Genomic DNA, 15,884 nt, shown 5'->3' with positions numbered 1-15,884 from the left:
GGCTTCCGCAACCTCAACCACTACATCTTGCGGTCACTCATCCACTCCGGCCAACTCGCAGAACGACTGCATGCACTCTGAATCCGGAAGAGCCATCTTACGGGGTCTGTTGATTGTCATTCCACTTTCGTGTCTGGTCCGATGGATAACGGTGGTGCGCTATTCGAATTGTTCCGTCCAGGCGCATCTCCGTGGTCGACTTATAGGGGCGGCGCGAGAATTGAGGGGTCACAGCGCGGAGGCTCACTCCGGCATCTGGTCGATGGTCGCGCGGGTGAACTCAATTGCCTTGGCGCAGATGTCGGCACGGGGAGGCGCGTTGACTCGGAAAGACACCAGGGTGCTCACGTTAGCGTTGCCTGATTGTACGAAAGTCGAGCAAGTATTGTTCTCCCGGAATCCGCCGACAGCCACCGTCCGGCCAGCGATCTGGATGTCGTCCTGGAAGCTCATGATGATTGATTGGCGATCCTTGTATTCCTCAAGGGAGAGCGAGTTGCCGACGATCTGCGTGACGCGCGCGAGCTCAGGTGCCCGATAGTGCCAGTTGCAGCCGCGCGCTGTTTGGAAGTTCGCAAGTGCTGCGTCTGTAGCGCTTTCCGGGACGAGTCCGGATCGAAGGAGGATGTCGCGTGAGGCCGCAGTGCACGGCTCGTAGGTCGTGCCGTCGTTACCTGAGTTCCATCGCTTTGGGAACTTGGTTTTGAAGGGAAGTGACCGGCCGAGCGCGTCGGTTTGTCGAATGCTTGACGTCTGATCCTGTGGACTAGTGCTGGCGCTAGGTGTCGGAGGCAATGAAGTGGGAGAACCGATTACAGTGCATCCGCTGACCGTGGCAGCTGTCAGCGCAATGACCCAGCGGTTGGGGTGGGCGGGAAGACGCATGACTACGCTTGGAGGCGAACGGCGTTGTCGCGGTCGGTAGAGTCTAGTTGGCGGTCGGCACTATCACATGCTTGTGCGAGCAGAGAAAGCGCGGTGGACTGCGAAGCTAGATCACCTCGCCACTTGTTAATTGCACCCAACAACAAACGATACAGCTCCCTTCCTTCGTCGCAGTCCCCGTACCGATTCTCGACAAGCACGCTCTCCAAGCCTGCGAGCGCGCCGTCCACATCCGCCGCACACTCCCTTGCCACCTTGGCCCGCTGTTGCCATTCCGCGCTCGTGAATTGCACGATCCCACCCTCGGGTGCGGAGTTCTGGGGAGTGACGGTCGGGGTGCCGCCGATGGGCCCGCGGCCCGGCAGGTCCACGGTCCCGCCCGGGAGCACGAAGAAGTCCGTCACACCATCCCCCTCATCACCATCAGGCCGCGGCCCGTCGCATGCGTTCGGACAGTTTAACCAACAATCCGCGGGCCGGTTGGTCCGATTCGCGAAGGTGTGGACAGCGCGGGCCGGCCGCCTCAACGGGTAGCGATCCGACGTCCAGGTAGTGGCGTCGGCGCAGGTCGAGTGGTGTACTGCGCGTTTCCACAGGCCCCGGCGCGCGCATCGTCGTTGATGCGTGGAGCACATCGGCTCCCACGCCACTGACAGGAGGTGCGCTGTGGCTGCGATCGGTACAAGTGCGGGCTACCTCAAACATTCGACGACCTACGCGGTCCGGGCGGCCGCGATCGGGGGAGCCGCGGTACTGTGCGCAGCCACCATCGAGCTGGCAGTCTTCGGCGCACCCCCACACGCGAGCACGGTCCGTCACCGACCGTGCGCCGTCACGACCCAACCCCGGCTGGCCCGCCTACCACGTGACGACGGCACCATCCCACTCAGCGTGCCGATAACCAGGTGCCCCACGTCGCTGACCGACCCGCGGTCGTGACGCGTCCACCAGCCGGCACCACGATCACGGTACCGGCGTGGTCGTGGTGTCCGTGGTGGTGTCGAGCGGCGCCTCGGTGGTCGTCTCGGTTGTTGTGGTCTCCGTGGTCGTCTCGGGAGTCGTTGTCTCCGTTGTTGTTTCCGGAGTCGTCGTTTCGGTCGTCGTCTCCGGGGTCGTGGTCTGCGTGGTGGTCGTCGACGTCTCGAGTGTCTGCCACGTCGCCGAGGTGACGTCGACCGTCACCGACTTCGATGCGGCCACCTCGGTCACCGTCAACGTCCACACCTTGGTGGTGGGATCGGTGGCCGACAGCACCGAGGTCCGCTCCAGTGCGCTCGCCGACACCTTGCGCGCCACGTTGTCGCTGCACGTCAGCGACACCGGACCCGACGACTCCGTCGACGGCGCCTGACACGTCGTGGACTTACCGTCGTCGACAAAGGAGAAGCTGCCCACCGAATCGCCGGTTCCGGAGAAGTCGGTGGCAACCGGCGCACTCACGCTCGTCGACTCCGCCGCCGGATTCTCACCCGGCGCCGTGGTCCCCGTCGACTCGCCCGGCTGCTCGGGTTGCTCCGATCCCGATGCGCCGGCCGCAGGAGTCGACTCTGGCGCCCCCTCGGGCAGGTCGGCGTTGGTCTTGGCCAGTTGCTGCACCTCGGGCGCCACCTCAGGACTGCCCGCCTTCTGCAACCCGTTGTCCGCGGCCTGACTGTCGCTGCTGGCGACGAACGGCGTGTTGAGCGACGCCGGTGTGGGCAGCGGCGTCGCGAGCGGCGGTAACCCGTTGAGGTTCAAGATGTTGCCGACCGGTCGTTCGAACAGCTGGCCTGTCCCCAGATTGACCAGCGTCAACGCGGTTTCCACGGGCACCGCGCCGGCGGCCGGTGCCTGCTGGTTGACGACGGTGGTGGTGTTGTTGACGACGGTCACGTTCTGCGTGTTGTACGCGACGCGGGTGACCTGATGACTGGTGTACCCGGGCCACGGCGCGCCGCTGAGCCGATACCCGCCGACGGGCGCGTTGGCCGGCGGACTGAGTGGATTGCCGCACGCACACCGCACCCGCGGCACGCCGGCCCCGTCGACGAGAACCGCTGTGCCCGACTGCAACACCGATTGGAACGCGTACGCCGCGCCGTCGGTGTAGCTGTGATTGGTCACCCACGTGTCGGCGGTGAGCACGACGGGGGTCAGCGTGTTCAGGTAATACGGAATCGATTCGGTACTGATCCCGAACACGCTTGCCCACGCCCGGGCCTGCGACGGATGCTGGCCCAGATAGTTGCCCAGACCCGCTGCGTCACACGTCGAGTCGCCGCCGGCGTACAGCCCGGGCTGCGTCCCCGACACCACGCGCGTGCCCTGATTCATCGCACCGACCTGAGCGGACAGTCGCATGCCGCTGGGCAGATCCTTGTTGGACAGCGCGACATTCGGCCCGAAGGGGTTGGGGCCCGGGTTGTCCCTCGTCAACAGGCTCAGCCCGGGGATCTTGAACGGGCTGTTGCCGCCGCGCACCACCAGCACCACCACCGACGCGAAGATCAACGCCAGCACGGCGACAACCGCGATGAGCACGAGCGTCAGGGTGCGCCGATTGTGCGGTTCCTCCGGCGGAACCGCAGGGAAGGGAGCCGACGGGTATGCGGGTCCGGTCGGGGCGGGTAGTACGACATCCACAAGCTCCTACGGCAGCCGGGCTCATTGCTGAGCTGTAGCAGAAATTTACGAGAGCACGTTCACGACGTGCTCAGTATCGAGACTGTGCCGCGCACCGTCCACCCGGAATGTCCAGATTAATTCGCCCGGCGCGAGAAACTCCCCCAAACGGGGGACACGAGGGTCGCGGGACAAAACGACTTGTCGCTGTTCCACGCACGGCAGACCATGTAGTCATGCCGACAGCCCCGGAACCCGATGTTCTCACCGCGCTCACCCGCAAACCCGACCGCCAAGGTGACCGATCTGTGCTCGACGACGTCCTCGACACCGCGCAGGTGGGAGTGCTGTCCACGGTGATCGACGGCTGGCCGTGGTCGGTGCCGATGCTCTTCGCCCGCGTCGGCGACGACGTGCTGCTGCATGGGTCCACCGGCGCGGGCGCGCTACGGCATGTGGCCGAGGGAGCGCCGGTGAGCTTCACCGTGTTCGTGCTCGACGGCATCGTGGTGGCCGAGACACTGTTTGACCACTCCGCCAACTACCGGTCCGCGGTGATCCGCGGACGGCTCGAACCCGTCGTCGACGATCCGGCGGGTGCGCTGGAAGCGTTGTCGGACAAGCTGATTCCCGGACGGGTTGCCGAGACCCCGGACATCACCAGCAAGGAGCAGGCGGCGACCGTCGCGCTGCGGCTGCCCATCGTCGACGGCGAGTGGATTGCCAAGGCGCGCACCGGAGGACCGGGAGTGGACTCCGATGCGTGGACGGGCGTGGTGCCGGTCCACACCACCTACGACGAACCGATCACGTTCACCGGCAACGGCATTCCGGACTCGGTGCGCAGGCTGATCGAGAGCTGACACCCGATCACCGCCCGCAGCATTACCGCTGCCGCAGCACGAATCGCTGGATCTTTCCGCTCGGCGTCTTGGGCAGCGCGTCGACGAAGTGAACGCTCCGCGGGTAGGCGTGCGCCGCGAAACCCGTCTTGACCAGTTGTTGCAGTTCGGCCTCGAGCACGTCGTCGCCGACCACTCCGTCGGCGACCACCACGAACGCTTCGAGCACCTCGCCACGCAACTGGTCGGGACGCCCGACCACGGCGACATCGACCACCGACGGGTGCGTGATCAGCACGCTCTCCACGTCGAACGGTCCGATCCGGTAGCCGGCCATGATGATCACGTCGTCGTCGCGCGCGGTGAAGTAGAAGTTGTGGCCGTCGGTCCGTCCGGTGTCGCCGGTCAGGTACCACCTGCCGTCCTCGGTGAAGCGGGCGGCGGTCTTCTCCGGCGCATCGAGATACCGGGTGAACCACATCGCCGGGCTGGCCGCCACGTTGATCGCGATCTGACCTCGCGCATCCGGTCCGCTCACGGGGTTTCCGGAGTCGTCGACGATGCCGGCGGCGAACCCGGGCATCGGCTGTCCCATCGACCCGGCGATCAGCGGTTCCCGCACACCGTCGGCCCAATGATTGTTGATGAACATGCCGTGTTCGGTCTGTCCGTAGTGATCCCGCACCTCGGTGCCCAATGCGCCTCGCGCCCAATCGATCACATCGGGGGTGAGCGGCTCGCCCGCCGACGACGCACGGCGCAGCGAGAATCCGTCCACGGCGGGATTCGTGCTGAGCGCGCGGTAGACGGTGGGCGCGGCGGCAAAGTTGGTCACCGCGAGTTGGGACAGCACGGTGGCGGTGACCTCGGGGGTGAACCCGGCGCGCAGCAGCACGTTGGGCCGCCCGATCGCCAGCGGCCCCAGCACGCCGTAGTAGAGGCCGTATGCCCAGCCCGGGTCGGCGGCGTTCCAGAACACGTCATCCTGCGACACGTCGAGCCCGTAGTGCATGTACGCGGTGAACGACGCCAGCGCGCGCACCGGAACCGGCACCCCCTTCGGCGCGCCGGTGGTACCGCTGGTGAACAACAGGATCAAGGCGCCGTCACCACCGACGGCCACCGACTCCTCCAGCGGAGGGTTGTCGGCGACGAGGCGGTCGAACGGCAGTGTGGCCGCATCATCGCCGGCGACCACCGTGGTGAGTCCGTCGATTCCGGTGAGTTTGTCGGCCTGGCCCTGCTCGGTGACCACCACGCGGGTGCCGCCGGCGCGCAGCCGCATCTCGACGGCCGGGGTGGCGAACGCGGTGAAGAGGGGGACGTAGACGGCGCCCAACCGGGCGATGGCCAGCAGCGCCACCACCAGTTCGGTGCGCTTGCCCATCAGCACCCCGACGGTGTCGCCGCGCTGCACCCCGAGCCCGGCCAGGGCGGTGGCGAAGCGGCGCGAATCCGCGGCGAGCTCGCCGTAGGAGACGCTGTTGGTGACCAGTGCATCGCCGGCCATCTCCACGGTGACGAAGGCGGTCGCTTCCGGATCATGAGAGTCGACCAGCAGGGTGGCGGCGTTCGCGCCGGGGGCGCCGAAGGTCTGCAGCCAGCCGTCGAGCTGAGCCCGAGTCTCGTCGGACATCCGAGCTGAAATCGACGTTGCGCCGGGGGTCACAGTGCTGTGTGTCATGTCCCACCTTGAGGGTTCCGAGTAAGCTGGCTCATATTCGAGGACATTGTTGGTGCGCCGTCGACGGGCGCGCCACCCCCCGATGAGGGGGTACGTCAGGTGGGTGACCGTGGCTGAATCGCTGACCGTCCCGGTGGTCGATGCGCTCCGTCGGCTGCGGCGGGCCACCGGGGTGTCGCTCGCGTTCGGCGGCATCGTGCAGGGCACCGGCGGACTGCGGCTGCGTCACTTCGTCGGTGACACGGTCGGAGCGATGGACGGCGTCGCCGTGGCCGTGGGCCACGGACTGGGCGGCAAGGTGATCGCCGTGAACCGGCCCGTGGTGGTCGACGACTACCTGCGCACCCCACGCATCACGCACCGCTACAACACGATCATCGCCGCCGAAGGCCTGCGCGCGATGGCTGCTGCACCGGTGATCGTCGACCGGCGGCCCGTTGCCGTGCTCTACGGGGCGCTGCGCAGCGACGATCCGATCGGCGGACGGACCCTCGACGCGCTCGCCACCGAGGCACGTGCCATCGAACAGCAGGTGGTGGCCGCCCGCACCCAACTGTCCGCCGACACATCGTCACCCGACGCCGCCGCACTGCGCGGGCGACTCACCGAGGCGTACGCACAGCTACGAACCCTGGCCCGCTCGCTCGACGACACCGCGGTGGCCGCCGAGATCTCCCGCATCACCGATCTGCTGCTCGACGGAGAAACGTCGGAGCCCGTGGCCGAACTCACCCGGCGTGAACGCGATGTGCTGTCGCAGGCCGCGATGGGGCGCACGAATGCGGCGATCGCGCGCGAACTCGGCATCGAAACCCAGACGGTAAAGGGCTACATGAAGGACGTGCTGCGCAAACTCGGCGCCACCAGCCGGATGGAGGCCGTGGTGATTGCTCGGCGCTCGGGGCTGTTGCCGTAAGCGCGGTCAGTGTTCGCGTAGTGCGTCGATGAGGTCGTCCTTCTTCATCGACGAATACCCCGACAAACCGAGTTCCTTTGCCCGTGAACGCAATTCGTCCACGGTCCAGTTCTCGTACGACTCCGACTCACCACCCTTACGTCCGACCGCCGAACGGCCTTGATTGGCTGCGGCATTCGCAATGCGGGCGGATTTCTCCTTCGAATTACCTTCGTCTCGAAGCTTTTCGTAGAGTTCGTCGTCCTTCACGGACGGACCGGGATCACGTTGCGGCATGGCGCCTCCTTCGTCCGGACTCGGCGTTCTGCTCCACGGTACGCCGAAATGTGCCTACGCTCGGGTGAGCACCTCATGACGTCGACAAGGGACGAGGCGATGGGTAACAACAAGAAGATCAAGCAACTGCAGAAGCAAGTCGGCGAGTTGCAGCAGGGACTCGACGATGTGAGGAAGGCGGCCGAAAAGCAGGTCGGTAGGGCCGTGGCCGAAACCGAAAGCCTCCGGCGCGAGTTGCTGAAGAGGGTAGGGGTTGGAGGCTCGGATGCGACGCCGGCCCCGGCGGCGTCGAAGCTCGCCACGAAGACCGCGGCAGCGAAACCGGCGGACTCCGCGAAACCCTCGGGTGACACACCGGGGGGCGGAAAACAGGGTGCCGCCAAACCGACGGCAGCGAAACCGGCAGCGGCGAAAACCACGAAGTCCGCGGCACCCACGGTGCGGGAACTGCGCGCACGCGCCAAGTCCGAAGGGGTCAAGGGCTATTCGTCGATGACCAAGGCGCAGTTGATCGATGCGCTGAACGGAGCGCGTTGAACCGAGCGTTCGGCGATCTCATGCAGCCGGACGGAGGGAAGTTTCCGCGTCTCAATCTGCGACGGCCCGCCGAATGCGTCCCACGACGAGCCGACCGCCACGAATACTGGGCTGACGTCCGGGGAACACCGGACTGACGTCCCTGGGGGGTTATCGGTACGGGGGATCAACGGCCACAGCGACGTGGCCGGAAGGAGCAAGTCATGAAGGCGCTCGTCTATCACGGCCCCGGGAAGAAGTCCTGGGACGACGTTCCCGACCCGGTCATCGCGGACCCGACCGACGCGATCGTCCGCGTCGAAACCACCACGATCTGCGGCACCGACCTGCACATCCTGCAGGGTGACGTCCCGGCGGTCACCGAGGGCCGGGTGCTCGGACACGAAGGCGTCGGGGTGGTCACCGAGGTCGGGCCCGACTGCACGCGGGTCAAGGTCGGCGACCGCGTGATCATCTCCTGCGTCACCAAGTGCGGTACCTGCGAATACTGCGTCGCCGGGATGCCGTCGCATTGCCAGACCGTCGGCGGGATCGGCTGGATCTTCGGTCACCTCATCGACGGAACCCAGGCCGAGTACGTGCGGGTGCCCTTCGCCGACAACGGCCTCATCCCGCTGCCCGCCGGCGTCACCGCCGAGCAGGGCACGATGCTCAGCGACATCCTGCCCACCGGCTACGAGATCGGCGTGCAGTACGGCGCCGTCAAGGAGGGCGACGTGGTCGCGGTGGTCGGCGTCGGACCGGTGGGGCTGGCGTCGGTGATGACCGCGAGTTCACGCGGTGCGGCAAGGGTAATCGCCGTGGACGCCAACAAGTTCCGGTTGGAACAGTCCCGCGAGTTCGGGGCCACCGACACCATCGACGTCTCCGCGGGCGACGACGTGGCCAGCGAGATCAAGTCGCTCTCGCGCGGCGGTCTCGGTGTCGACGTGGCCATCGAGGCGGTCGGCATCGGACCGACCTTCCGCACCGCCCTCGACAGTCTGCGTCCTGGCGGTCATCTCGCCAACGTCGGGGTGCACGGCAAGAGCGTCGAGTTCCCCATCGACCGCGACTGGATCAACAACCTGACGATCACCACCGGACTGGTCAACGCGACCACCGCACCGGAACTGCTCGCCGACATCGAACGCGGCGAGATCGCACCGGAGAAGTTCATCACGCACCGATTCGGATTCGACGAATTCGAACGCGCCTACGACACGTTCGCTCGGGCCGCCGACGAGCACGCCCTCAAGGTGATCATCGCCAACACCTGAGCGACGGGTCGGCAATACTGAAACCCGTGACGGTGGATGTGACCGAGCCGGATGCCCTGACGCGGCCCTGGGACGACCTGCGTCGCGTGATCGACGGTCCGCTTCCGGAGATCGCCGCGCGGTTCTCCCGGTTCCTGCAGCCCGGCGTACCGCACGACGCGTTGATCATCTACACCCGCGAGTGCACCGGCCGCCCACGCAAGGTGGCCGGTGCCCCGCGAATCGTCGAACGGGTGACCATCGGAGAGCTCGACGCGGTGAAAGACGTTGTGGGGCAAGGCGAGGTGATCCAGGCGCGGGTGGTGATCGGCGGCGAACCGCACCGCATCACCGCGGTCCGCGATCCGTCGGACACACTGCTTGTGCTGGTCCTCCCAGCGCGCGAACCCACAATGCCGGGTCCGCCAGCACTGCTGGTTGCGTGGTTCGCGCTGGTGGCCACCTCCATCCGGCAGCAGGTTGCCCAGGCGAGTCCCGACTACCTCGCCGAATCGCGTGCGGCGTCGACCGAGCGAGCACGCACGATCACGCAGCTGACCGAGACCCACGAGGACACGCTCGCCTCGATCCTGGGCACGCTGCGATCGCGCGACCTCGACGATCGGACGGCCCGAACGATTGCCGGTCAGACCGCGTCGGCCGCTTTGATCAGGTTGCGAGCGGTCGGCGACACCGATCGTGAATTGGCCACCGAGGCGATGAGCGCCGCGTTCGGTAGGCTGCGCGCCGAACTCGAGCCGGTGCTGCGCGATCTCGACGCCGACATCGACTACGTCGAGCCGAGCACCCCGGGCCGTGTTGTTCCCGGCGAGATCGCGCACGCCGCGCGTGCCATCGTGCGTGCGGTGACCGTCGCGCTCGCCGCACAACCAGATCTGACGCGGTTGCGGATCGGGTGGGACTGTGTCGACGGCGATCTGCTGATCGACGTGCGGGATCAGGGGCAGGGCGGCGTCGACGGCGCTGCGTTGTCCGCGGAACTCGCCGGACGGCTGCGCGCGATCGACGGAACGCTCGACGTCGAATCGATCGACGGCTGGGGTACCCGGGTGTCGGTCCGAATCCCGCTCGAGGCGGCCCCGACCCGGCCCGAGCGAGATCTGCTCGCATCGCTCAATCCGCGCGAACTCGAGGTGGTGGGCCACCTGGCGCTGGGTCGGCGCAACAAGGCGATCGCCACCGAACTCGGGGTCAGCGAGAGCACGGTGAAGTTCCACGTCGCAGCCATTTTGCAGAAGCTCGACGTGTCCAATCGCGGGGAGGCCGGGCTGCTGGCGGCGCGGTCGGGCGTCACGGCTGAGTGAGGGGGGTTTCGACAGGCTCAACCGGCGGAGGGCAGCTCAACCGGCGGGAGGCAGCTCAACCGGCGGAGGGCAGCTCAACCGGCGGGAGGCAGCTCAACCGGCGGGAGCACAGCTCAACCGGCGGAGGGCAGCTCAACCGGCGGAGGGCGGCTCAACCGGCGGGCTGTACTTTCGGCTAGGTAGAACCATCCATTCGGACGGATGCATCAGTCGTCGCATCCCACGAGACTGTGGGACGAACAAGGTTTTCTTTCACGAGAGGTTGAACGCGGACATGTCGCAGACGGTCAAGGGAGTCATCTCCCGCAGCAAGGGTGCGTCCACCGAACTGGTTGATGTGGTGGTACCCGATCCGGGACCCAACGACGTGATCGTCGACATCGCGGCGTGCGGCGTCTGCCACACCGACCTGGCCTACAAAGAGGGCGGCATCAACGACGAGTACCCGTTCCTGCTCGGCCACGAGGCCGCCGGTGTCGTGGAGGCCGTCGGTTCCGAGGTCACTCACGTCGAGGTCGGCGACTTCGTGGTGCTCAACTGGCGTGCGGTGTGCGGCGAGTGCCGGGCCTGCAAGCGCGGACGACCCTGGTACTGCTTCAACACCCACAACGCCAGCAAACCGATGACGTTGACCGACGGCACCGAGCTCACCCCGGCGCTGGGCATCGGCGCGTTCATCGACAAGACACTCGTCCACGAGGGTCAGTGCACCAAGGTCAACCCCGACACCGACCCTGCCGTCGCGGGACTGCTCGGCTGCGGTGTGATGGCCGGCCTCGGCGCGGCGATGAACACCGGCAATGTGGGCCGCGGCGACTCGGTGGCGGTCATCGGCTGCGGCGGTGTCGGCGACGCCGCGATCGCCGGCGCGCGGCTGGCCGGCGCCACCACGATCATCGCCGTCGACCGAGACCCGGCGAAACTGTCCTGGGCCACCGAACTCGGCGCCACCCACACCATCAACGGCGCCGAGGTGGACGACGTCGTGACCGCGGTGCAGGACCTCACCGATGGATTCGGGGTGGACGTGGTGGTGGACGCCGTCGGTCGCCCGGAAACCTGGAAGCAGGCGTTCTACGCCCGAGACCTGGCCGGCACCGTCGTGCTGGTGGGTGTGCCCACCCCGGAGATGACGCTCGAGATGCCGCTGGTGGACTTCTTCTCCCGCGGCGGCTCGCTGAAGTCGTCGTGGTACGGCGACTGCCTGCCCGAACGGGACTTCCCCATGCTCATCGACCTCTACGAACAGGGTCGCCTGCCGCTGGACAAGTTCGTCTCCGAACGCGTGGGACTCGCCGACGTCGAAGCCGCGTTCGACGCGATGAAGTCCGGCAAGGTGCTGCGCTCGGTGGTGGAGATCAACCGATGACCACCCGCATCGACAACGTCGTCACCTCCGGAACCTTCTCGCTCGACGGCGGCACCTGGGACGTCGACAACAACATCTGGATCGTCGGCGACGAGAACGAAGTGGTCATCATCGACGCCGCGCATTCGGCCGCCCCGATCCTCGACGCCGTCGGCGACCGGACCGTCAAGGCCATCGTGCTGACCCACGGACACAATGACCACATCACCGTGGCACCGGAACTGTCGGCGCAGACCGGCGCCCCGATCCTGCTGCACCCCGGCGACGACATGCTGTGGCGCGACACCCATCCCGACGTGGCGCACGGTGACCTCGAGGACGGTCAGCAGATCGACGTCGCCGGCACCACCCTGACCGTCATCAACACGCCCGGCCACTCACCGGGCTCGTCGGTGATCTACGCGCCGGAACTGGGCGTGCTGTTCAGCGGTGACACGTTGTTCCACGGTGGTCCCGGCGCCACCGGGCGCTCCTTCTCCAGTTTCCCGACCATCATCGAGTCGATCCGCGAGAAGATCTTCACCCTCGACCCGGAGACCAAGGTGTACACCGGTCACGGAGAAGGCACCACCGTCGCCGACGAGGCGCCGCATCTGGAGGAGTGGATCAAGCGGGGCAGTTGACCACGCGGGGCCATCAACTGTGGTGGTCGCCGATCCAGGCCGGGTAACCTCGGGTCGGTGACCGCCTCGTCGTGGGTGAGCCGGCTGGTCCCGCCGGCATTCTCCGGATATCAACGCAGTTGGTTGCGTACCGATGTCCTCGCGGGTGGCACACTCGCGGCCGTCGCGATCCCGGAATCGATGGGCTACAGCACCATCGCGCACGTTCCGGTGTCCGCGGGCCTGTACACGCTGATCCTGCCCGTCGTGGTGTTCGCGGTGGTCGGCGCGGCACGCATGATGGTGGTGGGAGCCGACTCGGCCACCGCCGCCCTCCAGGCCTCGGGTATCGCGGGTCTCGGAGTGGGTGGGCTACAGCCGAATTCACCGCAGTGGTTGGGCTGGGCCGCGCTGATCGCGGTGGTCACCGGAGGGCTGCTGGCCGTTGCCCGTCTGCTGCGCCTGGGGTTTCTCGGCGACTTCTTGTCGACGGCCGTGCTCACCGGCTTTCTCACCGGAACCGGCATCGTGGTGCTGACCGGGCAGATACCCGGCATGTTGGGCATCTCCGGCAGCGACGGCCGGATCTGGCAGCGGTGGGCCCACGTGATCTCCGAGCTCCACCGGATCGATTGGGCTGCTGTCACGTTCGCCACCGTGACGCTGGTGGCGCTGATCGCGTCGCGAATCCTGGTGCCCCGGTTACCGATGCCCATTCTGGTGGTGATCGGATCGATCGCGGTGGTCGGCATCTTCGGATGGGCCGACGATCTCCCGGTGGTCGGGGAGGTGCACGGCGGCCTGCCGCAGTTCGGTGTTCCGGACGGTGTCACCTGGACCGACATCCCGAAGGCCGCGACCGTGGCCATCGGCTGTGCCATCGTGATCCTGGCCCAGAGTGCCGCCACCGCACGCAGTTTCGCTCAGAAGCACGGCGAGATCGCCGACGTCAACCGGGACATCGTCGGACTATCCGCGTCGAACATCGTGGCGGGGTTCTCGTCCACCTTCGTCGTGAACGGCAGCCCCACCAAGACCCAACTCCTCGACGCGGAACACGGTCGCACGCAGGTCGCCAATCTCACCATGGCCGCGATCACGTTCGTGGTGGTCGTGTTTCTCGACGGTGCACTGGCCAATCTGCCCGACGCGGTGTTGTCGGCGGTGGTGTTCCTGGTGGCCGTCGACCTCATCGATGTGCACGCCTTCCGCCGGATGTGGCAGGTGCGTAAAGAAGAGTTCGCGGTGGCAGTGTTCACGGCGGTCGTGGTGGTGGTCTTCGGTGTGCAGACGGGCATTCTGACCGCGATGGCCGTCTCGCTGCTGGCCATCATCCGGCGCCATTACCAGCCGCGCCGGTTCGTGGTGGGGGTGTCCGACCACGGCCGCAATCGCCGGTATCAGCCTGCCGAACCCGGAACCGAATCGTTGCCGGGGCTCATCGTGTTCCGCTACGACGCCGACCTGTTCTACGCCAATGCCAGCCGGTTCGCCGACGACGTGATGGGACTGGTGGACAAGGCTCCGCATCGGTTGCGGTGGCTGGTGCTCGATTGCACGGTGATCTCCGATGTCGACTACTCGGCGTCGGCGACGCTGGTCCGGCTGATCACCTTTGTCCACTCGCGCAACGCGCATTTCGTTCTGGCCGGTGTGGATCCGGAACTGCAGGGCACGCTGCTCACCGAGGGCGTGTTGGCCGACCTCAACCCCGACCACGTGTTCCCGACCGTCGGAGCGGCGGTACGGGCTTACGAGGCAGCCTTCCCCGATGCCACGTCGGGGCGGGGCGCGGCACGGCCCGACGGTGCGCAATGAAGCTCGCCGAGGTGGTGTGGACGTCCGCGGCGATTGCCGAAACCCGTTCCCGCAAAGCGAAAACCGCGGAGCTGGTGAGCCTGCTGTCGGCGGCGTCCGCCGACGAGATCCCGATCCTGGTTGCCTGGCTCTCCGGTGAGATCCCGCAGGGGCGTCTCGGTGTCGGCTGGCGGTCGCTGATGTCACTCGATGTGGCGGGCGCCGGCGAATCACTGCTCGACGTCGGCGAGGTGGACGCCGACTTCACCGCGCTGGCCGGGCTCGGTGGTGCCGGATCGGCGGGCATGCGCAGGGACATCCTGGCGTCGCTGTTCGGGCGGGCCACGGCGGCCGAGCAGAACTTTCTGCGTCGGCTGCTGACCGGCGAACTGCGGCAGGGCGCGCTGGTGGGGCTGATGGTCGACGCCATCGCCACCGCGACCGGCCAGCCCCTCGACCTGGTGCGGCGGGCGCACATGCTCACGGGGTCGTTGTCGGAGACGGCGGTGCTGGCCACCCACGGCGGATCGGCCGCGTTGCGTGCGGTGACATTGCAAGTGGGGCGAGCGGTGGCGCCCATGCTGGCCACCCCGGCAGACGACTTGGGCTCCGCGCTCACGACATTGGGGCCGGATCTGGTGGTGGACTACAAACTCGACGGAGCGCGGATCCAGGTGCACCGGGACGGCGACGACGTGGCGGTGTTCACCCGCACTTTGCGCGACGTCACCGACCGAGTACCCGACCTGGTGGAGGTTGCTCTCGGATTGCCATGCCGATCGGTGATTCTCGACGGAGAGACGCTCACCCTGCACGACGACGGTCGGCCGCGACCATTCCAGGAAACGATGAGCCGGTTCGGGTCGGCGACCGATTCCAGTGTCGAGCCACGGCTGTTGCAGCCGTTCTTCTTCGACTGCCTACACCTCGACGGCACCGACCTCATCGACCGGCCGCTGGCCGAGCGGCTCGACGCGCTCGACGTCGTCGCCCCTGGTCTGCGTATCCCGTCGATCGTCAATCCCGATGCGGCGCAAGCGCAGGCGCAGTTCGACGCCGCGATTTCCCACGGGCATGAGGGGGTGATGGTGAAATCGCTTCAGGGCGTTTATGCCGCGGGGCGTCGGGGCAAGGCCTGGCAGAAGGTGAAGCCGGTGCACACCGTCGACCTCGTGGTGATCGGCGCGGAGTGGGGGTCGGGGCGACGGAGCGGCTTCCTGTCGAATCTGCACCTCGGCGCACGCGACCCCGAGGGTGGGCCGCCGGTGATGGTCGGCAAGACGTTTAAAGGGCTGACCGACGAGTTGCTGCGATGGCAGACCGAGGAGTTTCCGCGGCACGAGGTGTCGCGGTCGGAGTACGCGATATTCCTGCGGCCGGAGATCGTCGTGGAGATCGAACTCGATGGGGTGCAACGCAGTTCGCGCTATCCCGGCGGTGTGGCGCTGCGGTTCGCGCGGGTGCTGCGCTACCGTCCGGACAAGACCGCTGCCGAGGCGGACACGATCGACGCGGTGCGCGCACTGCTGCCGTGAGGTGTGCAGCGTCTCAGATCGACGTCGAGCGTGCCCGGAATCGCGTTGATCGTGCCCACCAAGTGGTTTCGACAAGCTCAACCAGCGGGGTGGCGGGCTCAACCGGTGGGGTGGTTTCGACAGGCTCAACCAGCGTAATGACAGCTCAACCAGCGGGGTGGTTTCGACAGGCTCAACCAGCGGGTGAACCGTCCTGGGTCTGGTGGAGACCGTGATCTCACCAGGAGAATACGGATATGGGAGCACCACGGAAGTTCGACCAGGAGACCCGTGAGCG

General features: G+C 66.9%; 13 protein-coding genes. 9 read left to right on the top strand and 4 right to left on the bottom strand.

Annotated elements, in window-relative coordinates; genetic code table 11:
• Positions 1-243: 243 nt before the first annotated feature.
• Both ACWDSI_RS19875 and ACWDSI_RS19870 read right to left on the bottom strand, forming a co-directional pair.
• A complete protein-coding gene (locus tag ACWDSI_RS19875) occupies positions 244-885 on the bottom strand; it encodes a DUF3558 family protein (RefSeq protein WP_449757600.1) in 642 nt (213 codons plus the stop codon).
• Between the two features lie 963 nt (positions 886-1,848).
• Positions 1,849-3,405 (bottom strand): DUF6777 domain-containing protein, encoded by a 1,557-nt coding sequence (locus ACWDSI_RS19870; protein WP_449757599.1) that lies wholly within the window; start codon positions 3,403-3,405, stop codon positions 1,849-1,851.
• Positions 3,406-3,722: 317 nt separating this feature from the next.
• On the opposite strand from ACWDSI_RS19870, the gene ACWDSI_RS19865 reads away from it, so the two are divergent.
• Positions 3,723-4,349 (top strand): pyridoxamine 5'-phosphate oxidase family protein, encoded by a 627-nt coding sequence (locus tag ACWDSI_RS19865; RefSeq protein WP_449757598.1) that lies wholly within the window; start codon positions 3,723-3,725, stop codon positions 4,347-4,349.
• Between the two features lie 22 nt (positions 4,350-4,371).
• Here ACWDSI_RS19865 and ACWDSI_RS19860 read toward each other — a convergent pair whose 3' ends face one another.
• A complete protein-coding gene (locus ACWDSI_RS19860) occupies positions 4,372-5,964 on the bottom strand; it encodes an AMP-binding protein (RefSeq protein WP_449757597.1) in 1,593 nt (530 codons plus the stop codon).
• A 157-nt stretch (positions 5,965-6,121) separates the two neighbouring features.
• Between ACWDSI_RS19860 and ACWDSI_RS19855 the strand changes: the two genes are divergently transcribed.
• Positions 6,122-6,928 (top strand): LuxR C-terminal-related transcriptional regulator, encoded by an 807-nt coding sequence (locus ACWDSI_RS19855; protein WP_449757596.1) that lies wholly within the window; start codon positions 6,122-6,124, stop codon positions 6,926-6,928.
• A 6-nt stretch (positions 6,929-6,934) separates the two neighbouring features.
• Here the strand turns inward: ACWDSI_RS19855 and ACWDSI_RS19850 are convergent, their stop codons facing one another.
• On the bottom strand, positions 6,935-7,204 hold the full coding sequence (locus ACWDSI_RS19850; RefSeq protein ID WP_449748426.1) for a DUF7218 family protein: 270 nt from the start codon (positions 7,202-7,204) through the stop codon (positions 6,935-6,937).
• Positions 7,205-7,279: 75 nt separating this feature from the next.
• Between ACWDSI_RS19850 and ACWDSI_RS19845 the strand changes: the two genes are divergently transcribed.
• From ACWDSI_RS19845 to ACWDSI_RS19815, 7 genes are all read left to right on the top strand, one after another.
• Complete coding sequence (locus tag ACWDSI_RS19845) at positions 7,280-7,741, top strand: Rho termination factor N-terminal domain-containing protein (protein ID WP_449757595.1); 462 nt, start codon at positions 7,280-7,282, stop codon at positions 7,739-7,741.
• A gap of 203 nt (positions 7,742-7,944) precedes the next feature.
• Complete coding sequence (locus tag ACWDSI_RS19840) at positions 7,945-9,000, top strand: alcohol dehydrogenase catalytic domain-containing protein (RefSeq protein WP_449757594.1); 1,056 nt, start codon at positions 7,945-7,947, stop codon at positions 8,998-9,000.
• A 26-nt stretch (positions 9,001-9,026) separates the two neighbouring features.
• A complete protein-coding gene (locus ACWDSI_RS19835) occupies positions 9,027-10,304 on the top strand; it encodes a LuxR C-terminal-related transcriptional regulator (protein WP_449757593.1) in 1,278 nt (425 codons plus the stop codon).
• 274 nt (positions 10,305-10,578) lie between these two features.
• Positions 10,579-11,673, top strand: coding sequence for an S-(hydroxymethyl)mycothiol dehydrogenase (locus ACWDSI_RS19830; RefSeq protein WP_449757592.1), 1,095 nt, complete (start codon positions 10,579-10,581; stop codon positions 11,671-11,673).
• A complete protein-coding gene (locus ACWDSI_RS19825) occupies positions 11,670-12,296 on the top strand; it encodes an MBL fold metallo-hydrolase (RefSeq protein ID WP_449757591.1) in 627 nt (208 codons plus the stop codon). The genes ACWDSI_RS19830 and ACWDSI_RS19825 overlap by 4 nt, the downstream gene beginning before the upstream one ends.
• A 57-nt stretch (positions 12,297-12,353) precedes the next feature.
• Positions 12,354-14,093, top strand: coding sequence for a SulP family inorganic anion transporter (locus ACWDSI_RS19820; protein WP_449757590.1), 1,740 nt, complete (start codon positions 12,354-12,356; stop codon positions 14,091-14,093).
• The gene (locus ACWDSI_RS19815; protein ID WP_449757589.1) at positions 14,090-15,607 is read left to right on the top strand and encodes an ATP-dependent DNA ligase; all 1,518 of its coding nucleotides are present in this window, start codon (positions 14,090-14,092) and stop codon (positions 15,605-15,607) included. Before ACWDSI_RS19820 ends, ACWDSI_RS19815 begins: the two co-directional genes overlap by 4 nt.
• The last annotated feature ends 277 nt before the right edge of the window (positions 15,608-15,884 follow it).

The sequence above is a fragment of the Gordonia sp. NPDC003429 genome (assembly GCF_053588575.1).
The sequence above is the reverse complement of the archived record's forward strand: the minus strand, read 5'-3'. Positions and strand labels throughout refer to the sequence as shown.

Excerpts from the sequence above, each read along its gene's own strand:
- ACWDSI_RS19875 (WP_449757600.1), bottom strand. The coding sequence starts at position 885 with ATGCGTCTTCCCGCCCACCCCAACCGCTGGGTCATTGCGCTGACAGCT.
- ACWDSI_RS19865 (WP_449757598.1), top strand. The coding sequence starts at position 3,723 with ATGCCGACAGCCCCGGAACCCGATGTTCTCACCGCGCTCACCCGCAAA.
- ACWDSI_RS19860 (WP_449757597.1), bottom strand. The coding sequence starts at position 5,964 with ATGTCCGACGAGACTCGGGCTCAGCTCGACGGCTGGCTGCAGACCTTC.
- ACWDSI_RS19850 (WP_449748426.1), bottom strand. The coding sequence starts at position 7,204 with ATGCCGCAACGTGATCCCGGTCCGTCCGTGAAGGACGACGAACTCTAC.
- ACWDSI_RS19845 (WP_449757595.1), top strand. The coding sequence starts at position 7,280 with ATGACGTCGACAAGGGACGAGGCGATGGGTAACAACAAGAAGATCAAG.
- ACWDSI_RS19840 (WP_449757594.1), top strand. The coding sequence starts at position 7,945 with ATGAAGGCGCTCGTCTATCACGGCCCCGGGAAGAAGTCCTGGGACGAC.
- ACWDSI_RS19830 (WP_449757592.1), top strand. The coding sequence starts at position 10,579 with ATGTCGCAGACGGTCAAGGGAGTCATCTCCCGCAGCAAGGGTGCGTCC.
- ACWDSI_RS19825 (WP_449757591.1), top strand. The coding sequence starts at position 11,670 with ATGACCACCCGCATCGACAACGTCGTCACCTCCGGAACCTTCTCGCTC.
- ACWDSI_RS19815 (WP_449757589.1), top strand. The coding sequence starts at position 14,090 with ATGAAGCTCGCCGAGGTGGTGTGGACGTCCGCGGCGATTGCCGAAACC.